The sequence below is a fragment of the Cronbergia sp. UHCC 0137 genome, assembly GCF_034932285.1.
Lineage (GTDB): Bacteria > Cyanobacteriota > Cyanobacteriia > Cyanobacteriales > Nostocaceae > Cronbergia.
The window spans coordinates 46,687-70,649 of the sequence record NZ_JAYGHC010000020.1 but is presented as its reverse complement, the minus strand read 5'-3'; the positions used below and the strand labels follow the sequence as shown (position 1 = coordinate 70,649).

22 protein-coding genes are annotated in these 23,963 nt (G+C 39.3%); 14 read left to right on the top strand and 8 right to left on the bottom strand.

Features of this window, described 5'->3' with window-relative positions; genetic code table 11:
- Nucleotides 1-76 precede the first annotated feature (76 nt).
- The 7 genes from VB711_RS12430 (at nt 77) to VB711_RS12400 (ending at nt 5,594) form a co-directional block, all read left to right on the top strand.
- A complete protein-coding gene (locus tag VB711_RS12430; protein ID WP_323286362.1) occupies nt 77-259 on the top strand; it encodes a hypothetical protein in 183 nt (60 codons plus the stop codon).
- A 171-nt stretch (nt 260-430) separates the two neighbouring features.
- Entirely contained in the window at nt 431-2,347 is a 1,917-nt protein-coding gene (locus VB711_RS12425) for a hypothetical protein (RefSeq protein ID WP_323286361.1), read from the top strand.
- A gap of 318 nt (nt 2,348-2,665) precedes the next feature.
- Nucleotides 2,666-2,920 carry a SemiSWEET transporter gene (locus tag VB711_RS12420; RefSeq protein WP_323286360.1) on the top strand — a complete coding sequence of 85 codons (255 nt, stop codon included), beginning with the start codon at nt 2,666-2,668 and terminating at the stop codon, nt 2,918-2,920.
- 55 nt (nt 2,921-2,975) lie between these two features.
- Nucleotides 2,976-4,604: a radical SAM protein gene (locus VB711_RS12415; RefSeq protein WP_323286358.1), complete on the top strand. Its 1,629-nt coding sequence runs from the start codon at nt 2,976-2,978 to the stop codon at nt 4,602-4,604.
- A gap of 67 nt (nt 4,605-4,671) precedes the next feature.
- Entirely contained in the window at nt 4,672-4,860 is a 189-nt protein-coding gene (locus VB711_RS12410) for a CPXCG motif-containing cysteine-rich protein (protein ID WP_323286356.1), read from the top strand.
- A gap of 16 nt (nt 4,861-4,876) precedes the next feature.
- Nucleotides 4,877-5,320, top strand: coding sequence for an SRPBCC family protein (locus VB711_RS12405; protein WP_323286355.1), 444 nt, complete (start codon nt 4,877-4,879; stop codon nt 5,318-5,320).
- Nucleotides 5,313-5,594: a hypothetical protein gene (locus VB711_RS12400; protein ID WP_323286354.1), complete on the top strand. Its 282-nt coding sequence runs from the start codon at nt 5,313-5,315 to the stop codon at nt 5,592-5,594. The genes VB711_RS12405 and VB711_RS12400 overlap by 8 nt, the downstream gene beginning before the upstream one ends.
- 97 nt (nt 5,595-5,691) lie before the next feature.
- Here the strand turns inward: VB711_RS12400 and VB711_RS12395 are convergent, their stop codons facing one another.
- Nucleotides 5,692-5,910: a type II toxin-antitoxin system VapB family antitoxin gene (locus VB711_RS12395; RefSeq protein ID WP_323286353.1), complete on the bottom strand. Its 219-nt coding sequence runs from the start codon at nt 5,908-5,910 to the stop codon at nt 5,692-5,694.
- 115 nt (nt 5,911-6,025) lie between these two features.
- Nucleotides 6,026-7,837 (bottom strand): translation elongation factor 4, encoded by a 1,812-nt coding sequence (gene lepA, locus VB711_RS12390; protein WP_323286352.1) that lies wholly within the window; start codon nt 7,835-7,837, stop codon nt 6,026-6,028.
- A gap of 533 nt (nt 7,838-8,370) precedes the next feature.
- Here lepA and VB711_RS12385 point away from each other — a divergent pair.
- Both VB711_RS12385 and VB711_RS12380 read left to right on the top strand, forming a co-directional pair.
- Entirely contained in the window at nt 8,371-8,607 is a 237-nt protein-coding gene (locus VB711_RS12385) for a hypothetical protein (protein ID WP_323286351.1), read from the top strand.
- Nucleotides 8,608-8,792: 185 nt separating this feature from the next.
- Nucleotides 8,793-10,577, top strand: a complete 1,785-nt coding sequence (locus tag VB711_RS12380) for an ATP-binding protein (RefSeq protein WP_323286350.1) — start codon at nt 8,793-8,795, stop codon at nt 10,575-10,577.
- Nucleotides 10,578-10,680: 103 nt separating this feature from the next.
- Here the strand turns inward: VB711_RS12380 and VB711_RS12375 are convergent, their stop codons facing one another.
- Nucleotides 10,681-12,135, bottom strand: coding sequence for an MFS transporter (locus VB711_RS12375; RefSeq protein ID WP_323286349.1), 1,455 nt, complete (start codon nt 12,133-12,135; stop codon nt 10,681-10,683).
- Between the two features lie 333 nt (nt 12,136-12,468).
- Here VB711_RS12375 and VB711_RS12370 point away from each other — a divergent pair, with 333 nt between their 5' ends.
- Nucleotides 12,469-12,996 (top strand): phosphoribosyltransferase, encoded by a 528-nt coding sequence (locus VB711_RS12370; RefSeq protein WP_323286348.1) that lies wholly within the window; start codon nt 12,469-12,471, stop codon nt 12,994-12,996.
- 106 nt (nt 12,997-13,102) lie between these two features.
- Here the strand turns inward: VB711_RS12370 and VB711_RS12365 are convergent, their stop codons facing one another.
- Together VB711_RS12365 and VB711_RS12360 are read right to left on the bottom strand one after the other, a co-directional pair.
- On the bottom strand, nt 13,103-14,617 hold the full coding sequence (locus VB711_RS12365) for an ATP-binding protein (RefSeq protein WP_323286347.1): 1,515 nt from the start codon (nt 14,615-14,617) through the stop codon (nt 13,103-13,105).
- A gap of 58 nt (nt 14,618-14,675) precedes the next feature.
- Nucleotides 14,676-15,593, bottom strand: coding sequence for an AEC family transporter (locus VB711_RS12360; RefSeq protein ID WP_323286346.1), 918 nt, complete (start codon nt 15,591-15,593; stop codon nt 14,676-14,678).
- A gap of 161 nt (nt 15,594-15,754) precedes the next feature.
- On the opposite strand from VB711_RS12360, the gene mrdA reads away from it, so the two are divergent.
- A complete protein-coding gene (gene mrdA, locus VB711_RS12355; protein WP_323286345.1) occupies nt 15,755-17,551 on the top strand; it encodes a penicillin-binding protein 2 in 1,797 nt (598 codons plus the stop codon).
- Nucleotides 17,552-17,635: 84 nt separating this feature from the next.
- Here mrdA and VB711_RS12350 read toward each other — a convergent pair whose 3' ends face one another.
- The gene (locus VB711_RS12350; protein ID WP_323286344.1) at nt 17,636-18,040 is read right to left on the bottom strand and encodes a biopolymer transporter ExbD; all 405 of its coding nucleotides are present in this window, start codon (nt 18,038-18,040) and stop codon (nt 17,636-17,638) included.
- Nucleotides 18,024-18,677 (bottom strand): MotA/TolQ/ExbB proton channel family protein, encoded by a 654-nt coding sequence (locus VB711_RS12345; protein ID WP_323286342.1) that lies wholly within the window; start codon nt 18,675-18,677, stop codon nt 18,024-18,026. The genes VB711_RS12350 and VB711_RS12345 overlap by 17 nt, the downstream gene beginning before the upstream one ends.
- 281 nt (nt 18,678-18,958) lie before the next feature.
- On the opposite strand from VB711_RS12345, the gene VB711_RS12340 reads away from it, so the two are divergent.
- Nucleotides 18,959-20,359, top strand: a complete 1,401-nt coding sequence (locus VB711_RS12340; RefSeq protein WP_323286341.1) for an energy transducer TonB — start codon at nt 18,959-18,961, stop codon at nt 20,357-20,359.
- Between the two features lie 245 nt (nt 20,360-20,604).
- Here the strand turns inward: VB711_RS12340 and VB711_RS12335 are convergent, their stop codons facing one another.
- The gene (locus tag VB711_RS12335) at nt 20,605-21,396 is read right to left on the bottom strand and encodes a M15 family metallopeptidase (protein ID WP_323286340.1); all 792 of its coding nucleotides are present in this window, start codon (nt 21,394-21,396) and stop codon (nt 20,605-20,607) included.
- Between the two features lie 253 nt (nt 21,397-21,649).
- Between VB711_RS12335 and VB711_RS12330 the strand changes: the two genes are divergently transcribed.
- Nucleotides 21,650-22,798: an ABC transporter ATP-binding protein gene (locus tag VB711_RS12330; protein ID WP_323286339.1), complete on the top strand. Its 1,149-nt coding sequence runs from the start codon at nt 21,650-21,652 to the stop codon at nt 22,796-22,798.
- Nucleotides 22,799-22,873: 75 nt separating this feature from the next.
- Nucleotides 22,874-23,959, top strand: coding sequence for a spermidine/putrescine ABC transporter substrate-binding protein (locus VB711_RS12325; RefSeq protein WP_323286337.1), 1,086 nt, complete (start codon nt 22,874-22,876; stop codon nt 23,957-23,959).
- The last annotated feature ends 4 nt before the right edge of the window (nt 23,960-23,963 follow it).

Sequence of the window (23,963 nt, the reverse complement as noted above, 5' to 3'; positions counted from 1 at the left end):
CGCTATAGTTAGAATTAATCTTGGCTGCAAAGCTATTTTTCAGGCTAAAACATAACTAACTCCGTAGGAAATACCGATGAACCGTTCAAAAATAGTTGCTATTGTTACAGGTGCGTTTTCTATACTTTTGGCTGTTATTTACCTAATTGTTGTGCAATTACTTGACTATCGCGACATGAAACCCGCACCTATTAGCCAACTTGATCCACCGATAATTGTATTATTTTTGCCAAACAGTCAAATGGAAGTAAAATTTTAGGAATAGACTATCATATAGGATTTACGCACTGTACAAAATGCAGATGATATGTATGAACAAAATTGCCTAGTTTCAGGCTTTTGGAATCGGACAGTTAGTGCTATTGTATCTCACTATATTATGTTGTAGAGATTTTTAAATTCAGCGAATTTTAAGCTGTGTTTATCTGGAATGCCTCTTTTTGCTGATGTAGTCACAGTAGAACAGTATTTTCCCAAACTCTTTTTTGTCTCACGCTTAGGGTGCGAAGACGTAAAGAGGAGTATAGGGAGAAAGAGTTTTATTGTAGGTATGATTATTATGAATCAGGAATACGAAGTGCGGTGCCAACATTTTGCTTGTTTGAAGGAGAAGTACCAAGCTCATAAATATCAGGATTGTTCTCCTTCTAGTCTACTGTATTTGATTCTACGAAAAGCTGATTTAGGATTAGAACTCAGTAATATAGAATTAGATTGGTTACAAAAAAATCAACTCACAAAAACAACTGAAATTATTTGGCTAGACAAATTTAGAAAAGGCGAACTCAAAAGGCTAGAAGATGAATTTTCTCAGTTGAAAGCTAAGTATAGAATTACTAAATCTTGGGAATCGTCATTAAACAGTTTTCTATATCCCATACTTTGGAAACTTAATTCAGAAGGTATTTTAAGCGATGTAGAACTTGAACTATTGCAACATAATAATCTATTTCAAATAGTTGAACTTGCTCAAAGCATAAAACATTTCGCTGACTTGAAACAGAAATATCAAGCTAATAAATATCAAGATTCATTTCCTGACCAGATACTCTATAAAATTCTCAAAAAATTAGATAAATTTCAACCTTTGGATGATCCTGAATATGAATGGCTGCTAGATAACGAGTTGCTGGAAACCATAGAAATATTTGAACAACAAGATTCAGAGAGGAAAGCAACATTTATTCAGTTAAAACAAAAGTACAAGGCTACTAAACATTCTGATGTATCCCCCTCTAGTCAATTATATGAAATATTGCAAAAACTAGAGCAAAATCAAAAGCTAAATCAACATAATTTAGATTGGTTGAAAAATGAACACCTGACAGAGACAATTGAGATTGCCAAAGAACTTGAAATCAAAAAAGAATTTATTGCATTAAAGAAAAAATACAAAGCAGAAAAATATATAGATTTATCACCCTCTAATCATCTATATACTATTTTGAAAAAATTTGATTTAGGACATCCTTTAAGTAAGGATGATTTGGATTTTCTGCAAAAAAATCAATTAATAGATACATTAATTATCGCTAAGGATAAGTATGCTACCAGTTTAAAAACCAAAGCAGAATTAGAACAGTTTTTAAATGATTCAGAAATTGAATGGTTGCACAATAATAAACATGAAGACATTATTGCTTTCGCTAAAAATAAGCAATTTATAGCACTTAAAAGAAAGTATGGATTGATAGATCCTTTATTGCCTCTAGAGCCATTTTATGCTATTATGATCAAATTAGAAAAAAGAGAAAGGTTAGATCCTGTATTAGTTTTTCGGCTTATGGATGAGGGACTTTTATCTCGTGGTGGGAAGATTGCTATTGCATATTACAGACTAGAAGCTGAGTTTTCTGAACAGGAATTAAAACGGACTGGAAATAAATGGAATATACCTACAGCTAGTAGTTATTGGCGCAAAGCAAATGAAGCTGAATTGGCTTTAAAACTTACTAATTTAGACTTAGCAAAAATCACAGAAAATAATCTCAAATCAGCCATTTTAGTCACTAGAGGAGCAGCATTAAGAGATATTAATGAATTAAATGATGCAGAAGACTGTGCGAGAAAAGCTATTGAATATCAGCCAGATAGCCATCAACCTTATACATTAATGGGTGCTATTTGTTATGATAAAAATAACCATGAAGAAGGTGATTATTGGTTTGAACTAGCTGTTGAAAATGGTGCTGAAACTGAAGATATAGATGCTGAAAGAAAACGAATAATCAAAAGTACAAAAGATGAACAAAAACGACATGAGGCAGCAGAGTATCTTTTGAAAAAAGATCCAAAAAGATATGCTTGGGCTAAAGATTATCTAAAAAAGCAAAAAAATAAAACCTAAAAAATATAACTTCAACAATGACAATCTAGGCTATACCATACTGGATATAGAGATGTTCCATAAAATATCTCTATATTAAACATGGAGTGAAATTGAATATGGGTTTCCTATAACCCTTGTAGAGACGGTACATGGAACATCTCTACATTCTTTTCTGGAGATGTCTATTGTTATAGCAAACCCAAATTATTCGTGAACTATAAGATCCCCGACTTCCTAGAAAATTTGGGGATTTGAATCTTATAAAATATTCCTTTTTATCAATTATCTAGGGTTGCTATATTATGATAGTATACTTTATACTAAAACTAATTAAATATGGATTTTATCACCCTTTTAGGATTCGCAGCAGGTTTATTAACCACTATCGCCTTTTTACCACAGATGTTTCAAACCTGGAAGACAAAATCAGCTAAAGATGTTTCCTTCGTGATGCTGATTACATTTATGACGGGTTTGTTTCTATGGTTAATCTATGGAATCATTCTTGGTGCTGTACCGATTATTATGGCTAATGGCGTGAGTTTATTTTTCAATTTCATTATTCTCTGGTTAAAAATTAAATATAAATAAGGATTTTCATTTATCTGGGTTACAATTAAATATAGATCACCTTTTTAATAAACCTGTGACATCATCTGTATTTGACTCTGAACGCCTTCTATTTACCCCTGCAAACCCGAATAATGACGCTATCCCCTTAATTTTTGCTTTTCCTAATGAGTACACGGTGGGGATAACTAGCCTTGGCTATCAGGTGGTTTGGGCGACTTTAGCCATGCGTGATGATTTACAGGTAAGTCGTTTATTTACAGATACTCAAGAACAACTTCCTAGACAACCGGAAATACTTGGTTTTTCTATGTCTTGGGAATTAGATTATGTGAATATTTTTAATCTTTTGGAATCTTTAGGAATACCCCTCCGGGCAAGTTTGCGGAATAAACAACATCCCCTTGTTTTTGGTGGTGGTCCAGTTTTAACAGCTAACCCTGAACCATTCGCTGATTTTTTCGATCTGATTTTATTGGGAGATGGTGAAAATCTTTTAGGGGATTTTATTGATATTTATAAAGAAGTTAGAAACGCTGATAGAGAAACACAATTAAAAAGATTAGCGCAAGTTCCAGGAATTTATGTTCCGAGTTTGTATGCGGTAGAATATAAAAGTAAAGATGGAGAAATAAAATCTATTAATCCCCTTTTACCGGAAATTCCCGCAATTATCCAAAAGCAAACTTACCGGGGAAATACTCTTTCGGCTTCTACTGTGGTGACAGAAAAAGCCGCATGGGAAAATATTTTTATGGTGGAAGTGGTGCGGAGTTGTCCCGAAATGTGTCGCTTCTGTTTAGCAAGTTATCTCACCTTACCTTTTAGAACAGCGAGTTTAGAAAATTCTTTGATTCCCGCTATTGAACGGGGTTTAAAAGTTACAAATCGTCTGGGTTTATTGGGTGCTTCTGTAACTCAACATCCTGAATTTACCGAATTATTAGATTATATTAGTCAACCAAAATATGATGATGTGCGGTTGAGTGTTGCTTCGGTAAGAACAAATACAGTAACAGTACAGTTAGCTGAAACTTTGGCAAAAAGGGACACGCGATCGCTTACCATTGCCATAGAAAGTGGTTCCGACAAGTTACGCCAAATCATCAATAAAAAGTTATATAACGATGAAATCATCCAAGCAGCCATTAATGCTAAACTAGGAGGGCTGTCTAGTTTGAAACTTTACGGAATGGCGGGTATTCCTGGGGAAGAAGCAGAAGATTTAGAAGAAACAGTGGCGATGATGAAAGCCGTTAAAAAAGCTGCTCCTGGTTTGCGGTTAACACTGGGATGTAGTACCTTCGTACCCAAGTCACACACGCCTTTTCAATGGTTTGGGGTAAACAAGCAAGCGGAAAAAAGATTACAATTTTTACAGAAAAACCTAAAACCCCACGGAATAGAATTTCGACCAGAAAGCTATAATTGGTCAATTATACAGGCTTTATTATCCAGGGGCGATCGCCGAATTTCCCATCTGCTAGAATTAACTCGTGACTTAGGTGACTCATTGGGTAGTTACAAACGTGCGTTCAAACAACTCAAAGGACAAATGCCCGACTTAGATTACTACGTTCACAGCAATTGGTCAACCGAACAACTTTTACCTTGGAATCACTTGCAAGGACCCCTACCTCAGTCTACACTAATAAAGCATTTGAATGAAGCTACCAGTCATTTTCGCTCATCTTCTCAACAGTGATTGCTAAGATACTCTCCGCGCCTCTGCGTCTCTGCGTGAGACAAAAAATCAAGGATAATATTCAAAAATGCAAAACACATCCGAATTTTACTGCGCTTATTGTGGTGAAACAAACTTAACCTTTATCGACCTAAGTGGAGGAAATCAACAGTCTTACGTTGAAGATTGTCAGGTTTGTTGTCACCCAAATATTTTGTATGTGCGCGTTGATGAAGATACACTAGATATTGAAATAGATACAGAATACGCAGGTTAGAGTTTAGATTTTTTCCATGCTGCATTTTAAACATTCCTCAATTATTAACGCACCAGTAGAAGTAGTTTGGAAATTTCACGAAAGACCGGATATTTTACAGCTACTAACCCCTCCTTGGCAACCAGTCCAGGTACTTCGTCGGGAAGGAGGACTGAATGAGGGTGCAATTACAGAATTTCGGCTGTTTGTTGGTCTGTTACCCTTGACTTGGTTAGCGCGTCATACTGAATATAAAGAATATTCTTTATTTACTGATAAACAGATATCGGGACCCTTTGAGTCTTGGGTACATCGCCACGAGTTTACAGCAGAGAATGGTAAAACTAGATTAACTGATAATATTTCTTATTCTATGCCTGGCGGTGATGGAGTGGAATTTCTCAGTGGTTGGTTATTACAGGTGCAGCTAGAGGCAATGTTCCGCTACCGCCATTATATCACAAAAAGGGAATGTGAGTAAAATTAAGGCAGAAGGTAATGGAGTTTTAGATAGTCTAAAAATTTTCTTTGGAGTACAAATATTTATGGAAGTTAGAGAAATTAAAATTTGTGTAGATGCGGAAGCAGCAAAACTCTATGAATCAGCCATACTTGCTGACCGTCAAAAGATCGATGCTATCCTAAGCTTGAGGCTCAAGGAACTCGCCAGAAAGCGTAGACCACTTGAAGAAGTAATGAACGATATTAGCCGTAAAGCAAAAGCAAGAGGACTTACCCTAGAAATGGGGATTTAAACCCACGGAGGTGGGTTTTGTCTGTTTAGAAGCGGTTTCTAACCGCCCCTTTAAGGTTATTACAGATGCAATTAGAGGCAATGTTCCCTTACTGTCATTATATCACAAAAAGGGCATGACGAGTTTCGCGCAGGGCTTTGTGGTCGAAGTCTTGGGAAAACTGAATTTGTCCAGCAAGGTCTAGAAGGTTTTTCTTGCGGCGCGATCGCAGAAGTTCATGCAGAGCAAGTTTAATCAATTCTTCTTGAGCGTTGAGGTTGGTGAGTTGGAGGGCTTCTTTGAGAAGGGATTCGTCAAGATTAAGAATGATTTGCATAGGATAGCTATTGGAAAATTAAGTTTTAGAGGCGAATAGGTTTCGGTCGGGGAAGCCGCTACGCACCATCTCTGTATAGGTGACGTTTCTAGCTACCCCTTTAATTTTAAATCATCTAACTTTGATCTAAACGCAGGACGGCCATAAATGCTTCTTGGGGTACATCTACTGTACCTACAGATTTCATCCGCTTTTTACCTTTTGCTTGTTTTTGCAAGAGTTTCTTTTTGCGGCTGATGTCACCACCGTAACATTTGGCTAAAACGTCTTTCCGTAAAGCGGGGATATGTTCACTGGCAATTACTTTACTACCAATGGATGCCTGAATGGGAACTTTGAATTGATGACGGGGGATGAGTTCTTTGAGTTTTTCAGCCATTGAACGACCAACGTTGTAGGCTTTGTCGCGGTGGACAATCATGGCTAGGGAATCCACGGGATCACCGTTAATCATGATATCCAATTTAACCAAGGGATTTTCCCGGTAGCCAATTAGATGATACTCCATGCTGGCGTACCCGCGCGATCGCGATTTCATTTGATCAAAAAAGTCGGTAACAACTTCCGCTAACGGTAACTCATAGGTTAGGGTAGTCCGTCCTTGGGTGAGATATTTCATATCTTTGAACACACCACGGCGATTTTGTGATAATTCCATCAAAGTCCCAACGTAAACTTCCGGCGTAATCATTTCGACTTTGACGTAGGGTTCCTCAATTCTTTCCCGCTCGTTGGGTGAGGGTAATCGGCTAGGATTATCTATGTATAACTCTTCTCCTTTGACGGTGATGACCTTGTAAACCACCGAGGGGGCTGTAATGATTAAATCTAGATTATACTCCCGTTCTAGGCGTTCCTGGACGATTTCCATGTGCAGTAAACCCAAGAAACCACAACGGAAACCAAACCCCATCGCACTAGATGTTTCTGGTTCGTATTGCAACGCGGCATCGTTGAGCCGGAGTTTTTCTAAGGCTTCCCTTAAATCCTCGAATTGGTCGGCATCTATGGGGAACATCCCACAAAATACCATTGGGTTCGCTTCCGTATATCCAGGTAGGGCTTCTGTAGATTTTGATTTAGCTAAAGTAATGGTATCGCCTACCCGTGCATCAGCTACCGCTCTAATTGATGCTCCTAAATAACCTACTTCCCCAGCGTGTAGTTCTTCGACTTGCTTTTGACTGGGAGAGAGAACACCTAACTCATCAATATCGTATTCTTTACCGGATGCCATTAAGTAGATGCGATCGCCCTTTTTGACTGTTCCATCCATTACCCGGAAATAGACAATTACACCACGGTAACTATCATAATAGCTATCAAATATCAAAGCCCGTAAGCGATCGTTAATCTTGTCTGCTGGTGGTGGGACTCTCTCGACAACCGCCTCTAAAATTTCAGGAACACCAATTCCCTCTTTAGCAGAAGCCAGAATTGCTCCACTACAATCTAAACCAATAATTTCTTCAATTTCCCCAATTACCCGGTCTGGTTCTGCTCCTGGTAAGTCAATTTTATTCAAAACTGGGATAATTTCTAAATTATGCTCCAGCGCCAAATAAACGTTAGCTAGGGTTTGCGCTTCTACACCTTGGGACGCATCTACTACCAACAGCGCCCCTTCACAAGCTGCCAAAGAACGGGACACCTCATAGGAAAAATCCACGTGTCCTGGAGTATCAATTAAGTTTAACACATACTGCTGACCATCTTTAGCAGTATAATTCATCCGGGCAGCTTGCAGCTTAATTGTAATGCCACGCTCCCGTTCCAGATCCATGTTGTCGAGAAACTGTTCCTTCATTTGTCGGTCTTCTACAGTCCCAGTGGCTTGTAGTAGGCGATCGGCGAGGGTTGATTTTCCGTGATCAATATGAGCAATGATACAGAAATTGCGAATGCGAACTGCGGGAACGTCAGTCATATACTAATTTTTGCTTGAGCAGCAACCAAAGTGAAAGCTATTTACTTCATGTATTTTAACCCAAGTTGCTAGTTAGGAATTAGGAGTCAGGAGTCAGGAGTCAGGAGAAAGAATCAATTGCTTTGAGCATATTTTTGTGAAGGTCTATCGTTAGCCGGTGGCAATCATTAACCAGGGGGGTACAATAGATTGGGATATAAATTCAAGTACGTTTGGACTCATGGGTAATTGCCCAAATTTGCTGATTTAACAACAAAATTTCTAGACAAGAAGCTCTTGTCTAAGGAGTTATAGGAAAATTACCATTTAAAACCTGACATTTTACCTTGGTATTATTTCGGGAAATAATGTAGCTTTACAAAAAGCCGGAATTATACAGCAGGAGTCAGGAGTCAGGAGTCAGGAGTCAGGAGAAAAACTGGCTTTGTGTATAGGTTTCAATTTAAATTCTGTACCTCATTGATCTGCAATCTGCTGTAAATATAACTGCTAGACAAGGCTGTGGATAAAACAACTTCAGAGCATCTAAACCTATGAATACACAAGAAAACCCTACCAATCTGGAAAGTAAATACGCTGATAAGGTAGAAATCGCTCTCCACTTAGATTCCGAGTTATTAGAGCAAATTCAGCATCTTACCAATGACCCTAGTAAAGTAATTGAGGTAGCAATTCGTCAATGGTTACGGGGTGATGCCATTAGAGATGATGAGCTAACGCGCAATCCTGTGCGGACACCTGTTCCCCCTAGAGGTGAATGGAATGATTGAAATAAGCTGTTAACTAATGCTTGTTCATTCTTAAATGATAAAAATTGTAAAATTTAATGCTCTAGATTCCTGAAAAGTCAAAAATACATAATCGAAAGTGTGAAAGCTGTAAAACTTTATGCCAAAATTTAAACAGCTTTAGTACAAGCACGGTAGAAAGCCATTTGTCTATCCAACTCGATTAAATGACTATTACTGCGAACACCCAATTGCCAAATTTATTTCCTCAGAATCTGGAATCTATCACCCGCATTACTGATGGCTTATTACCAACTCTAGGAGCGGAGTTGGTTTATATGCAAGATCGGTCAGGGCGTTATCTGACATTTTATTGTCAGCATAGCGAACTCTTGGGATTCAAGACTGAGAAAATAGTTGATTTGCTGAATGAAAATCAAGAATTTATGCCGGTTGATCAGGTCGCTTATTTGGAGCAATTACGCCGGATTTTAACCAGTTTAGTGCCTGAAAGAGTTCAGTGTTGGTTTAAGTGCCGTCAGCAGTTATTAGAGTTGGATTTGACAATTACTCCGATTATGCCAAGGGTGGGTCAAGGGGCAACTACGGTTTTGGTGATGGGTAGGTTATTGTCAACCAAGAGCAACACCAAAGAGGGGAAGCGGGGATCAAAAACTCCGAAATCATTAGATTTGACTGGGACTTTGCCTACGGGAACACGCAATGTGCCGCAGGTATCACAGCAACACCAAAAAATATTAAATAAAATCACCAGAAATATCCGCCGCACACTGGATCTAGATGTTATTTGGCAGCGTACAGTTGATAGTTTGGGTAGGGTACTAAAGTTACAACGCTGTATTATTTGTCCTTACCAACCCTCTAACTTAACGGTGCGGGTAGTGGCAGAATATCGACAGTCTGGGCTAAATCCCTTACTGGGATCAGAAATAGAGCTATCTTCTGAACCAGCTTTTGTGAAAGCTTTAACGACCCTTGAACCAGTGATGGCTGAGGTATCTAATTATATTAATGGGAAACAAAAGAAAATTTTGCTGGTGGCTACTTGTTACCAAGACCAAGCTAATGGGTTAGCGGCTTTGGATTTTACAGAGGAATGCTACCCTTTGACAGATGGGGAGTTAGAATTAGTCAAGGAAGTGGCAGATCAGTTAGGAACAGCGATCGCTCATGCTACTTTATATAAGGAACTAGAAGCAGCTAGGCAAAAGGCCGAAGAAGCCTCCCGATTAAAAAGTGAATTTCTGGCCAATGTATCCCATGAAATTCGCACCCCCCTAAATGGCATGATTGGGTTTTTAAAGCTGATTTTAGAAGGAATGGCCGACGACCCAGAAGAACAAAATCAGTTTTTAACTGAAGCTCATCATTTATCAATTCACCTGCTGAATATCCTCAATGATATCTTAGACATTGCCAAAATCGAAGCTGGTAAAATGGTGTTAGATGTCGCACCAGTGAAGCTAAATGAGCTATTTAGTGATGTAGAAAACTTTATGCGTCCCCAAGCGGAGATGCGAAAACTCAGCTTCCAAATGCGTAAACCGCCCACCTCTGATGAAATTGTCGTTCAAGGCAATTACCAAAGATTGTTACAAGTTATGCTAAATTTGGTCGGTAATGCCATTAAATTTACCCATGAAGGTGGCGTAACCATCAGCGCCGATTTAGTCATTAAAAAAGGCAAAGGAAAATCTCAACCGCAGCAATTCCCAGGTATGGTAAAAGTGCGGGTGGCTGATACTGGTATTGGTGTTTCTTTAGATAAACAAGATAAGTTATTTCAACTATTTTCTCAGGTAGATGGTTCTCGCACTCGTCATTATGGTGGTACAGGTTTGGGGTTGACCATATCTCAAAAATTAGTCGAAGCAATGGGTGGTGAGGTGCATTTCTATAGTCTAGGGGAAGGATTAGGTTCAACGGTAACTTTTACTGTGCCATTGTATCAACAGCCGGTAATTTTTTCTCCTAGTGAATCTGATTCATAAGTAGTCGGACAAAATTAAATTCATTTGTTGAAAGAGGGAACAAGGAACAGTAAATTCATCTTATTTCTCCCCTTTCCTCCTGCCTCCTGCCTCCTGCCTCCTGCTATATTTCCCCAGTTCCTTCCCGACGCTGTTTGAGTTTCATCATGATCTCTGCGTGCATTTCGCGGGTAATGGGATAAAAGAAAGTTAAAACTAAACCAATAATTAAACAAATGGTGGGTAGAGGTCCAATAGCTATGCGGATAGCGAAAAGTGCTGAATCAGGTTGTGATACCGCAGCTTGTCCGGCTACACTTTCTTTAAAACCAGATGCTTGTAAGGCATTACCAACTAAAAATAACCCAAAGGCTAACCCGAATTTTTGCAATAAAACCATGAAACCATAAAAAATTCCTTCCCGTCGTTGTCCTGTTTGTAATTCATCTAATTCAATTACATCAGGAATCATTGACCAGGGTACTAAATAAGCTGTAGAAACTCCACAACCTGCCATAATAGCCATTGCATACATCAGTAAGGGTTGATTAGGTTGTAAAAAAAATAGTCCTCCAGCAGCTATAATCCATATAGACATTCCCAGAAAATAAACAAGTTTTTTACCAACTCTTTTACTTAATGCACTCCACACAAATAACATGACTAAAGCTGTTCCTTGGACAGCAATCATTAATGTGGGTACGTCGGAATCTTTAAGCCCCATGCAGTAAACTACAAAATAGGGAATGATGCTGGCTGTGATTTGTACTCCTAACCAAGAAAATAGATATATAGCAATTACAAATAAAAAAGGTCTATTGGTGAAGACAATTTTTAACTGGGCAAAAAAGGGGATTTCCTCTGGTTCTTCTCGTTGGATACGTTGGGCTTCAAAAGCCAAAATGCGATCGCGTGTTCCATAAACGCACCAATATAATGATAAAATCGAAACTACAGCACATATACCTGCTAAAACTAAATACTGTTGTTGACTATCAGCTATTTGAGAAAATACAATTTGTGCCAAAATTAAAGATAAAATACTCCCACCAATAGAAAAGGTGAAACGAAAACTATTGAGGCTAGTACGTTCATCATAATCTTGGCTGAGTTCGGGAGTCATCGCTGTGTAAGGCAAATTCACAACGGTGAAAAATGCCTGAGAAATGATGCCAATGACTACATAATACCAAAACAATGGCCAAATATTACTACTTTGATCAGGACTAAATTGCGGTACAATCCATTGCAAGAAAAAGAAAAATCCAAAAGGTATTGCTCCATATAATAGCCAAGGCAGACGACGACCCCACCGTGATGATTTGGTTTTATCAGTCAATAACCCGATAATTGGATCGTTAATGGCATCCCAAATTTTACCAATCATCAAAATGCTACCTGCTAACCCGGCAGGAATACCAGCAACATTGGTAAAAAAAACCAGCATAAAAAATATGCCAATATTAGAAGTAATGGCAGGGCCTAAGTCTCCTGCACCATAAGCTAGTTTGGTTTTTAAATCTAATTTTCTAGTTATGGGAGTTTTGATTAAATTATCATCACCAAGAAAATCATTCATAATAATTTGCAATCATACTACAATAAAGAATTTAATTCTGTTTTCCGTACTAAGGAACGCAAATTTAATAACCTGCAATTCTGATTTAACGTGGAATGGTGCGTTACGCTGTCGCTAACACACCCTACTTTTCCTACTTTTGCACTTTATTTAATTCATATTCCTAAGTAGATGAACAGAAAAAATTAAAGGTATGTGAAGAAAACTAAAGATGTCCAAAACTCTCTTCCTGTTCCCTGTTCCCTGTTCCCTGTTCCCTGTTCCCTGTTCCCTTGCCCCAACAACAATTTTTAACGCCCACCTACTTAGCTGAAAATAACTTGTTTTAGTCTTATGTCAGACCTTTACATCTCTTGGTTAGATTATCACCAAAAAATTGAACAATTAGCAGTTAACATTTATCAATCGGGTTGGGAGTTCAACCAAATTGTCTGTTTAGCTAGGGGAGGACTGCGAGTAGGAGATATTCTCTCACGCATCTACAATCAACCTTTAGCGATTTTAGCTACTTCATCTTACAACGGAGCGGGTAAGCAAGAAAGGGGTAATTTAATTGTTTCTCCTCATTTAACCATGACTAGAGAAAAGTTAGGTTCACGGATTCTGCTGGTGGATGATTTGGTAGATTCAGGGATTACACTTGAGCAAACTGTCCCTTGGTTAAGGTCATATAGTAAGTTTCCAATTGAAGAAATTAGAACCGGTGTGATTTGGTATAAGTCTGATTCTGTGATTGTCCCAGATTTCTATGTTGATTTTTTACCGGATAATCCTTGGATTCACCAACCTTTTGAGCCTTATGAGTCGGTGAATTTAGCTGATTTAGCGGCTAAATATGGACAGGTATCAGTAAAAGCATGATTGGGGACTGTCTGATAGCGTAGCGTGGCGCAAGCCATATCAGGATGTCCAGGATTTGAGGATTTACAGGATGAAAATAGGAATTGATAACTAGCAATTTGGGTAATTACTCTAATGGTAATTCAATCACAAACTCTGTTCCTACACCCAGAGTAGAATTACATAATAATTTACCTGCGTGAATTTCTTCAACTATTTGTTTAGCGATCGCTAATCCTAATCCCGTACCTTTACTGATACCCTTAGTAGTAAATAAATGATCAAATATCTGCTCTCTCACTTCTTGAGTCATACCCGTACCATTGTCAATTATTGAAATTTTTGCCAGGTTATGTTCTAGGTTTGTATTAATAATAATCAGATTTGGACTATTCTCTATTTCTGTAAAACTGCGTCCTATATTTGATTCTTCTAGGGCATCAATGGCATTTGCTAACAAATTCATAAATACTTGATTTAATTGCCCCGGAAAACATTCCACTAGCGGTAAATCACCATAATTAGTGACAATTTCAATAGCTGGACGATTTTCGTTAGCTTTTAGACGGTGTTTAAGAATTAAAATAGTGCTATCAATACCTTCATGAATATTAAAAGCAATTTTATGGTCTTTATCTGCCCGTGAAAAGGTTCTTAAACTGGTACTAATATTAGAGATTCTCTCAACACCCAATTTCATCGAACTAATCAATTTGGGTAAATCTTCTCTGATATAATTTAATTCAATTGCTGCTATTGTTTCTTTAATAATTTGACTGGATTGAGGAAATTCTTGTTGATAAAGGTCAATTAATTTAAATAAATTTTGAATATGATATAGGGCTGGATTAATATTACCACCAATAAAGCCGATGGGATTATTAATTTCATGGGCAACACCGGCTACTAAATTACCTAAAGCCGACATTTTTTCACTTTGCACCAGTTGTAGTTGGGTTTGTTGTAATTCTCTAAAAGCCAGTTCTAACTTCTCTGCTTGCTGTTTCAGGGCAATTTGTGCCTGATGACGTTCAATTGCTACCCGTGCCATGGATGTGGCTTTCTCTAGGAGTTCACGATCATGGCTGATGGGGGTGTAAGGAAAAGAATGATACATGGCTAGAGTTGCCAGCACTCGACCATCTTCTGCAATAATTGGGGTAGACCAGCAAGATCGTAAACCGTAATCTAAGGCAATCAAGTAGTTTTTCCACAATGGGCTGGTAGCAATATCTTCTACAATTATTGGGATTTTTAGGTAAGCAGCAGTCCCGCAACAACCCACATTTACACCAATTTCTATCTTATCTACGAGCGCGCTATATCCTTGAGGTAAACTGGGTGCGGCACAACTTCGGAGTCGCTTACCATCTTCGAGTAAAAGAAAAGAACAATATACTTTTAATCTCGATTGGGATTCTATCAGTAAAGCTAGGGCTGATAATACGGTTGCCAAGGGTTTACCCTGCGCTACTAATTCTAGAATGCGATGTTGCCCATCGGATAGAGCTAAAGCTTGTTGTAATTGTTGATTTTGTTCTCTGAGTTCTGGTTCTAAGCCTTGCATGGCATTATTTGGATCTTGAAGTTCAAACAGCGATCGCTCAGAATAATCAAAGGTACTGATCTTGGACTCTGCCATAATTCAAGGATTGAATGATTATCTATTCTACCATATCTCAGTAAATTTCCTCATCCGATTAAAATAACCAAAGCCAAAGGGGGAGAGTAACTAAAGATACAATCATCCCTAGAGCGATCGCTGTCACTGTCAAATCACGGTCAAGATTAAAGGTTTCGGCTATGATCAGGGTAGCAAAGGCTGGAGGCATGGCCATTTGTAAAATTAATACCTTAGCCACCTCACCAGTAATTCCCAATAATGGTAACATACTACCCAAAATTAGGGGAACTAGAAGCATTTTAATCACCAAACTACTGGCTACTTGGGGTAATTTATGCCAAGAATTTAACTCTGAAAGACGCATTCCCATGAGAATGAGAGTTAAAGCCACAACACTCCAAGCTAATTTGTCTAAACAAAATTCTACTACAGACGGTAAAGCTACTGGGCGAAATAGCAAGCCAAATCCAAAACCCCACAAAGCCGGATTAATTAAAATCACCTGAACAATATTTACATGATGCTCAACAGTGCGACCAAACTTAGCTGCTAATATTGCTCCTAAACCATAAGCACCGAAAAGTGATCCCAATAAGTCGTAGAATAAAGCCCAGGCGAAATATTCTTTGCCCACCATTGCGAGAATAATGGGATAACCAAAGTAACCTGTGTTACCCACCATTGCAGTGAGAATCAGACTACCTTGTGTTGATTTTTCGGGAGAAGACTTAGTGAAATAGACTTGACTTTTAATCTGTAACCAGGCTAAAAATGCCCCTAATAAGATAGCTAAATGAGCGATCGCTGGTGCAATCCAAATCTGTCCAGATAAGTCTGCTTGACGCAAAAAAGCTACAACACTGAACGGTACTCCTACCCAAAACAGAAACTTACCTAAATACAAGGGAAAATGGTCAGGTAATTTCCGTCCCAATATTAATCCCAATAAAACTAATCCCACCAGTTTGAAGTATAGTTCTAAAATAATGATCAAAATTGATTATTCCTAAAATCATGAGAAAATCAGAAACATAATTTTAACTCCTCTCCTCCATAAACCAATACTATCATCCTGTAGTTGATAGTCTGATCAATACTTGGTAGAACTTGAACACAAAGGCTATTAGTTAGTAATTTACAAGTTATTTTTGTCCTATGGCTTTATTACAACATCCTTTACTGGGCGGGCGAAAAAATACACGCACAGTTGGACGCAATTTTCAACCGATATTTTTAATTTTATTCACTTTATTCATGACCTCTGGTATAGGTGTTCGTTTAGCATATTTGCAAATTGTTGAAGGGCCACGTCATCGGCAGAGGGCAGAATCAAACCGCATTAGAATGATTCCCAAGCAACCGGAACGGGGCAACATTTTTGACCGCAACGGTAAGCTACTAGCCACCACCCGCTATCCCCGGTCTGTATATTTATGGCCAATGGCACATACCAAACCAGCCTGGTCTGTAGTCGGGCCAAGACTAGCGCAAATTTTAGAAATTCCCTTAAACGAAATAGAAGATAAACTAGAGAAATCATCTACTAACCCATCTTCTCTCATTCGCATTGCCCGTGACCTGAATGAAGAACAAATTACAGTATTAAAGGAATACGAAAATGAACTCAAGGATGTAGAAATCAATACAGAAGCAGTTCGTTATTATCCCAAAGGTAGAGAACTAGCTCATATTTTAGGATACACCCGTGAACTCACCCCTGAACAATTAGAAAAAAGGAAATCGGCGGGTTATCGGTTAGGTGATGTAATTGGGCAAATGGGAGTAGAAAAAGCCTATGAAAAAACTTTGCGTGGTGAATGGGGTGGACAGCAAGTAGAAGTAGATGGTGCAGGCCGTCCCATCAGAATATTAGGAGAAAAACAAGCAAAAGCTGGTAATGATCTCCACCTAACTATAGATTTAGATTTGCAGCAAGCCGCAGATCGGGCTTTAAATAATCGCAATGGGGCAATTGTCGCTTTAGACCCCAGAAATGGCGAAGTTTTAGCCATGGTATCTCACCCCACCTTCGACCCAAATATCTTTTCTAAACAAAAACTTTCTCAAAAAGATTGGAAAACTGTGCAAGGAGATGAGCATCCTTTGGTTAATCGCGCTTTGAGTGTGTTTCCACCGGCCAGTACCTTTAAAATTGTCACTACCACCGCTGCACTAGAATCGGGTAAATTTGCTCCTAATACAGTTTTACAAACCTATGGTTCTTTAACAATCGGTGGTACAAGGTTTGGTGAATGGAATCACGCTGGATTTGGTCCATTGGGTTTTGTCGGTGCAATGCAATGGAGTAGTGATACTTTCTTTTATCAAATTGCCAAAAAAGTTGGTGGACCAACCTTGATTGAATGGACTCGCAAATATGGGTTTGGAGAAAAAACTGGGTTTGATTTTTCTACAGAAGAAGCCAAAGGTTTAGTTCCCGATGAAAAATGGAAACAGAAAACTTGGAAAATTCCCTGGAGTGTGGGGGATAGTGTCAATATGTCCATTGGCCAAGGGGCTTTACAAACTACTCCTCTACAAGTGGCGGTGATGTTTGCTGTACCTGCTAATAATGGTTATCGAGTCCAACCTCATTTATTAAAAGATAATAGAGATGTGAAAAACTGGCGAAAATCTCTAAATCTCAAACCTTCAACTATTAAAATTCTCCAGGAAGGACTGCGAAAGGTGATCAGTGAGGGTACGGCTCAGATTTTGAATAAACCGACACTTCCCCCTGTGGCAGGTAAAACTGGTACGGCGGAAGCCTGGAGGCGTGGGATCAAAGAAAATCACGCTTGGTTTGGTGCTTATGCTCCCATGGATAAACCAGAAATTCTCATAGTCGCCTTTGCTGAACATTCTGGTGGTGGTGGTGGTAGTGTTGCAGCCCCCATGGTTTTAGAAATGATGGAGGGTTATTTCCAGCGTCGGAAAAGAGGCAGGAAGTAGCGGTTCGACTACGCTCACCGACCGGGGGCAGGGGGCAGGGGGCAGGGAGAGAAGTCAAATCTTGATGATTTTCTGTAAGTTCTGCTATTGTTTTTGGGTGGCGATCGCTAATTTTGCTCCCTTTACCTGTCTTACCCGATCCATTACTGCTACCACTTGTCCATGACCAACTTGATCATCGGCATTAATAATTACTAGGGCTTCCGATTCAGCACCAATCAAAGTTCTTAATTTCTCTGCTAACCCATCTACTGCGATCGCTTGACGGTTGACACTAATTACTCCTTTTGCATCCACTGTGATCGTGATTTTTGTGGGAACTTGTTGCCTCTGGGCTGTTGATGCTTTGGGTAAATTTACTGGCAACCCTTCCGACTTGGTTAAAGTCAATGTTGACATAATAAAAAATGTCAAAATCGCAAAAATCACATCAATCATCGGCACAATATTGATCTGTGGCAGTATATCTGGCTCATCTGGTAGACGCATAGGTTCTATCTCCTCTTTCGTAGCGACGACGGTAAAGTAATTCTAGTTGTCCTCCATACTCCTGAATTAGTGCCATTTGACGCTGATAAGCTCCCCGGAAGGAGTTGGCAAAAAATAGTGTAAATATGGCAACTATCAATCCTGAAGCGGTGGAAACTAGGGCTTCACTGATACCAGATGTTACTCCTGATGCTTTAGCACCACTAATATCACCAATATCCAGAGAGGCAAAGGAATTAATCAATCCTAATACTGTTCCCAGTAATCCTAGTAGTGGTGCTAGACCAATAATAGTATCAAAGATGTTTTGAAAGCGTTTGAGTCCAGGAATTTCTGCTTGCGCTTCGCTTTCTAATGCCAGACGAAATTCTTCTGGGTTGGGTTCTTCTAATTCTAAAGCCGCTAAAAAAATCCGGGCTAGGGGTAAATCGGCGTTTTTTTGGAGTTTATCCATAGCACTAACTACGTTATCTGACCGATAGAGATTCAAAACATCTCTAATTACACGGGTTTGACGGTTATTAATTCTCAGCCAAAACTTGACTCTCTCAATAATTAGGGCGATCGCTAACACCGAAAACCCCAGCAGAGGCCACATTACCACACCACCCGCCGTAAACAGATTATTAATTCCCATTTAGCTCCTCGTTATTCACACTACGCAGTAGTTTCATATAAATTGATAGTCTTTGTCAAGAAACAATAATCTATCTGCCAAATTTTTTGCAAGTTAATGTTATTGTTGTTTACATCAAATTTTTTCAACTTCAAGAATATCTGAACTAAACAGCCTTTCCAGCCTCTAGCATCAATTAATTGTGGTTGTTTGCCACAGGTAACAAGATTATTTTTTTACTTGATCTTTATTGCACCTCATCGTAAGATAATGCTATTAGTGAGAATAGGTAGCGATAGAATATGGGCTTTTCTGGTATTGCTGTCGAGCAACGTTCCAAAGAAGTTGAGACTTTGAGAACTTTCCTGGTTTATAGTTTGATTGGTTCACTAGGGCTGCATATTAGTGTACTTTCTTTAGGTATCGGTAATCTTTTCACAAAAGTGCCAGATGTGAAAGATGAACCCCTAGAAATAACGATAGTTGATTTCCCCACCGAGGAAAAAATACCAGAGACAAAAAAAGTACCGGAAGTAGTTCCTGTGCGGCGTGTTAACAATGTCAGAACTCTTCCTGTTGTATCTCAACCCCCTCAACCCGAAAAACAAGCACCCGCACCAGTAAATAAGGTTGCTGAACGCCCCACAACTCCCCAAGTTCCCCAGCGAACACAACAGATTACCAAAGCAACGGAGAAACCACAGCCAGTTCCCATCAGTTCGGAAACCAAGGCAAATATACCCCCCCAAGAAGTCCTAACTAATGCCCAATCATCTGTGAATGTAGAGCAAAGTAGTTCCAAGTTAAAGACTCTATTAGGTGGAATTAGAGATGCTAGGGCTAGTCAGGGAAATAATAATAGTGTATCTAATCAACCTAGTCAAACTGGTACTAACTCTAATAGTGGCAATAGCGTAACCGTATCGAATAAACCTAGTGACACTGGTACAAGTTCTCCAGGAAATAATGAGATTGTCGCCACAGCACCCACAACTAGAAAGGTTTCCACCCCCCAGACTAACCAAGGTACAAGAAACGGGCGTGCAGCTTGTCGTGAATGTAACGCTAGATATCCAGAATCTGCCAGACGCAGGGGAATTGAAGGCAGGGTTGAAGTGGCAGTTGACACAGACGATCAAGGTAATGTCACTAATGTACGCATTGCCCGTTCTAGTGGGAACAGTGACTTGGATGAAGAAACCCTCAAACAAGCACGTAACTGGAAATTAAAACCTGCCCAGGGTGGTAGACAGGGAGTATCTATCGGTACAGAATTTGCTCTCCAAGGTTCTCGCCGTCACCGCGAAGCCCAACAGCGCAAGAAGCAAAGAGAAATAGAAGCCAGAAACCAGCAAACGACAGCGGAAACTCCTCGAAGAAGGCGACGTTTAGAAGCGTTAAATAACACCACTGGTTCTTCGGTAAATAGGATAGAACCAGTTAGACGCAGATCCAGATCAGGAGAAACGGCTACAACCAGTTCATCATCATCTAGACTAATTCGGCGGCTGCGTCGTCAACCAGTGGAAAATACCTCTACCAGTTTATCACCTGCTGCACCAACTACTAGAAATCGGCGACGGAGAAGAGAACAACCGACATCGACAAATCAAAATAGTCAAAACAAATTGATTAATTCTTTGCGTCGTTCTCGTCAACCTTCTCCAGAAACTCCTGCTACTCCTGAAAATAACAATGATTAAATAGGGTTTGCGGAAAAAGTCCTTTCGTTAGGGCTAGGAGTCAGGAGTCAGGAGTCAGGAGTCAGGAGTCAGGAGTCAGGAGGATAGTTAAAAACATTTTTTCATCCCTGGCTATCAACAAAAGTGCAAGGTTTTTCAGACACAAGACGCTATAACCTTGCACCTACCGTCTTTTTTTTAGCTTCAAGCCTTTGATTTATCAGGCTTTTAGCTTTATTAAGCAACCCCTAAATAGGGTTTCGCTATTAGGGTGTTGATTGGGACGTTGGGGTAGGGTTGAGATTTTTGGCTTTGTAGAATGTTTCTAAACTATCGCGATCGCCGACAAAACGCCAGTGCCAAGGTTCATAACTGACACCTTGAGAATTATCTTTAGGAAAGGATAACTCAAACCCAAATCGAGCGGCATTCCCTTCTAACCACTGAAAAGCCTTAGTATTATCAAAGTTAGTTTGGAGATTAGTTGCCGGTACTGTTCCATCTCCAATATCCACAGCATAGCCAGTATGATGTTCACTATGGCCAGGAGGCGCACTCAGAGCAGCCCTTTGTGCAGGAGTTTGATTTCGCTGCGCCCCTATATCAAAAAATAACTGTTCCTGCTGTTTAATGGAACGAAAGCCAGAAATCGACACTAAAATTACACCTTTACTCCGCGCGGCTTGTACCATTGCTTGATATTTTTCCGCAGCCGATTTTCGCATTCTTATCCTTCCGTCAGCCGTAATCGCTACTAATTCTGATTCTGGTGCTTCTGGATAGACAAAATGCCCTAATACATGATCATTATTCTCCTCTGGTGTACTGTTCAATATCGGTTGAGCTTCAGTAGTTTTTTTCGGTGATGTGACAAAAAAGAAAAAACCACTAGCTACAGCCAACAGAATAAATCCTCCTATGGCACCAAACACTAAAATTAAAACTCGCCAACGCCCTGGAGATCCTGCATCAGCAGTATCCCGTAACGCCACTGGAATGTCATCACCAGGACTTGTTGATGAGTTTTGCGGTTTTCCAGAAAACCCAGCTTTATTCAAGGTTTCGCTCCTGCTTGTGTTCAATAAGTTACTCAAAGTTCTCGAATTACTAACCTTTTTGTATCTTTTTTAATACTCAACAAACATGGTAATATAGCTAAAAGTTTCAGAATTTAGCCAAAGCTACCACTGGCAATCGAGAGCTAAATAATGAAAGTATATTCTTAATCTGTGGTTTTTGCCGGGTACAATAAACCAAAGCGTCAATTGTAGTTTACTCTGTCTCCTAGACCACGGTATCATACTGAAGACTATGGCTCAAACTGTGTTAAAAAATCAGAGGGGTGTGAAGACTTTTCAATCACTGGATGTCGAACTCCGTAACGTCTTTAAATTTTTCAACCAAGAACCAGCAATACATGGCGTAGACTTGGATATCAAGCAGGGAGAGTTTTTTAGTATTTTAGGCCCTTCCGGTTGTGGCAAGACTACCACACTGCGCTTGATTGCTGGATTTGAAAAAGTTGATGCAGGTAAGTTATTGATTCAGGGTCAGGTTATGACTAATGTGCCTCCTTACAGGCGACCTGTCAATACCGTCTTTCAAAGCTATGCTCTGTTTAATCACCTCAATGTGTGGGATAATATAGCTTTTGGACTGCGGTTAAAAAATTTATCTGGCTCAGAAATTAATAGTAGAGTTGGAGAGGCGATAAAACAGGTAAAAATGGAGAGTTTGCGATCGCGCTTTCCTAATCAACTTTCAGGAGGCCAACAGCAACGAGTAGCCTTAGCCAGAGCCTTAGTTAACCGTCCTGCTGTACTACTCTTAGACGAACCATTGGGGGCATTAGACCTAAAACTCCGTAAGGAAATGCAAATTGAATTGTCTAACCTCCATAAAAATCTAGGACTGACTTTTATCATGGTTACACACGATCAAGAAGAAGCACTATGCTTATCTGATCGAATTGCAGTGATGAATCAAGGTAAAATAGAGCAAATCGGTACTCCCAGCACCATCTACGAACGTCCCGAAACGCCCTTTGTGGCTGACTTCATTGGCGATACTAATCTATTTACTGGAGAGATTGCTGACGTAGATCCAACCTATATCAAAATTGTCACCAAAACTGGACTTTCTATAGTTACAATTCGCTCCTCAGATACACCAAATGAATTAGCACAATCGGTAGTAGTTAGTGTCCGTCCAGAAAAAATTCAAATATCACTTTATCAACCCAATTTACCGACAAACTGCTTTGAAGGACGGCTAATTAATGTCATGTATTTGGGTACTCATGTTAATTATGTCGTAGAACTAACTAACGGCATCAATATCAATGTTTTACAACCCAACACCATGGGCAACTTACCAGATCGTGATACACCCATCTATATTTGGTGGTCAGAAACAGACTGTTTAGCTATTAGTCAAACATCAAATGTGAAAAATTCATAGTTTAACTAAAAGTTCATACAACTTAGACAGCAAAAGATTTTCAAGCCTGTTAAAAGTTCCTTGTTCTCTACCATAATGACTAACCGTAGACAATTTTTAACCCAGATAGCAGCACTTTCTACTTTATCTTTAAGTAGTTGTGGCTGGAGACTCGCTAATGTCGGATCAAATTACACTAAAACCAGTCGTCAACTTGACCAATTATATATCTATACCTGGACACAATATACTGATAAACAATTACTAAAAACTTTTACTGCCCAAACAGGCATGAAAGTGTTAGCAGATGTGTATGATTCTAATGATGTGATGCTGGCTAAGTTACAAGCTGGTGCTGGTGCAATTTACAGCAATATCTACCCATCTGACTACATGGTGCAGAAAATGTTAGATAAAAAATTATTGACACCATTAGAACATGAACGATTGATAGGTTTAGAGAACTTATTTCCTCGCTTCCAAAATCCTAGTTATGACCCGTTTAATCGTTATAGTATTCCTTTTAATTGGGGAACAACCGGGTTACTTTACAATTCTGAAAAACTCAAAACTCCCCCCGATGATTGGGAATATCTGTGGCAAAATCAGAAACAGCTTTATAAGCGGATGACCTTACTGAATGATGTCAGGGAAGTAATGGGTGCAACGTTGAGGATGTTGGGTTACTCTTATAATTCGCAAAATGAACTAGAGATTAAACAAGCATATCAGAAATTGAAACAACTCAAGCCAGCGATCGCCGCTTTTGACACTGATGCTTGGCAAAATCAAATCATGGCAGGGGATTTACTCTTAGCTATGTGTTACTCAGGAGATGCTGTCAAAATATCTCTAGAAAACCCCAAACTTAAATTTGTCATTCCTCGCAGCGGTTCTTCTCTATGGACTGATACTATTGTTATTCCCAAAAATGCCCCCAATTTACCAGGAGCGTATGCTTGGATTAATTTAATTTTACAACCAGAAATAGCAGCCCAAACCAGTGCAAGATTAAAGATTGCAACTCCCAACAGTGCCGGATTTGAACAATTACCAAAATCAATTCAAGATAATACTATTTTATTTCCCCCTGAGTCGGTATTAGAAAAGTGTGAACGGCTAACTCCTTTAGGTAAGTTTGAAGAACTATATGATCGATATTGGACTCAGTTATTAACTTAATTTT

What these genes read in the sequence shown, in the direction of transcription:
- VB711_RS12430 (WP_323286362.1), top strand. Translation starts at nt 77, where the DNA reads ATGAACCGTTCAAAAATAGTTGCTATTGTTACAGGTGCGTTTTCTATA.
- VB711_RS12425 (WP_323286361.1), top strand. Translation starts at nt 431, where the DNA reads ATGCCTCTTTTTGCTGATGTAGTCACAGTAGAACAGTATTTTCCCAAA.
- VB711_RS12420 (WP_323286360.1), top strand. Translation starts at nt 2,666, where the DNA reads ATGGATTTTATCACCCTTTTAGGATTCGCAGCAGGTTTATTAACCACT.
- VB711_RS12410 (WP_323286356.1), top strand. Translation starts at nt 4,672, where the DNA reads ATGCAAAACACATCCGAATTTTACTGCGCTTATTGTGGTGAAACAAAC.
- VB711_RS12405 (WP_323286355.1), top strand. Translation starts at nt 4,877, where the DNA reads ATGCTGCATTTTAAACATTCCTCAATTATTAACGCACCAGTAGAAGTA.
- VB711_RS12395 (WP_323286353.1), bottom strand. Translation starts at nt 5,910, where the DNA reads ATGCAAATCATTCTTAATCTTGACGAATCCCTTCTCAAAGAAGCCCTC.
- lepA (WP_323286352.1), bottom strand. Translation starts at nt 7,837, where the DNA reads ATGACTGACGTTCCCGCAGTTCGCATTCGCAATTTCTGTATCATTGCT.
- VB711_RS12385 (WP_323286351.1), top strand. Translation starts at nt 8,371, where the DNA reads ATGAATACACAAGAAAACCCTACCAATCTGGAAAGTAAATACGCTGAT.
- VB711_RS12380 (WP_323286350.1), top strand. Translation starts at nt 8,793, where the DNA reads ATGACTATTACTGCGAACACCCAATTGCCAAATTTATTTCCTCAGAAT.
- VB711_RS12375 (WP_323286349.1), bottom strand. Translation starts at nt 12,135, where the DNA reads ATGAATGATTTTCTTGGTGATGATAATTTAATCAAAACTCCCATAACT.
- VB711_RS12370 (WP_323286348.1), top strand. Translation starts at nt 12,469, where the DNA reads ATGTCAGACCTTTACATCTCTTGGTTAGATTATCACCAAAAAATTGAA.
- VB711_RS12365 (WP_323286347.1), bottom strand. Translation starts at nt 14,617, where the DNA reads ATGGCAGAGTCCAAGATCAGTACCTTTGATTATTCTGAGCGATCGCTG.
- mrdA (WP_323286345.1), top strand. Translation starts at nt 15,755, where the DNA reads ATGGCTTTATTACAACATCCTTTACTGGGCGGGCGAAAAAATACACGC.
- VB711_RS12350 (WP_323286344.1), bottom strand. Translation starts at nt 18,040, where the DNA reads ATGCGTCTACCAGATGAGCCAGATATACTGCCACAGATCAATATTGTG.
- VB711_RS12345 (WP_323286342.1), bottom strand. Translation starts at nt 18,677, where the DNA reads ATGGGAATTAATAATCTGTTTACGGCGGGTGGTGTGGTAATGTGGCCT.
- VB711_RS12340 (WP_323286341.1), top strand. Translation starts at nt 18,959, where the DNA reads ATGGGCTTTTCTGGTATTGCTGTCGAGCAACGTTCCAAAGAAGTTGAG.
- VB711_RS12330 (WP_323286339.1), top strand. Translation starts at nt 21,650, where the DNA reads ATGGCTCAAACTGTGTTAAAAAATCAGAGGGGTGTGAAGACTTTTCAA.
- VB711_RS12325 (WP_323286337.1), top strand. Translation starts at nt 22,874, where the DNA reads ATGACTAACCGTAGACAATTTTTAACCCAGATAGCAGCACTTTCTACT.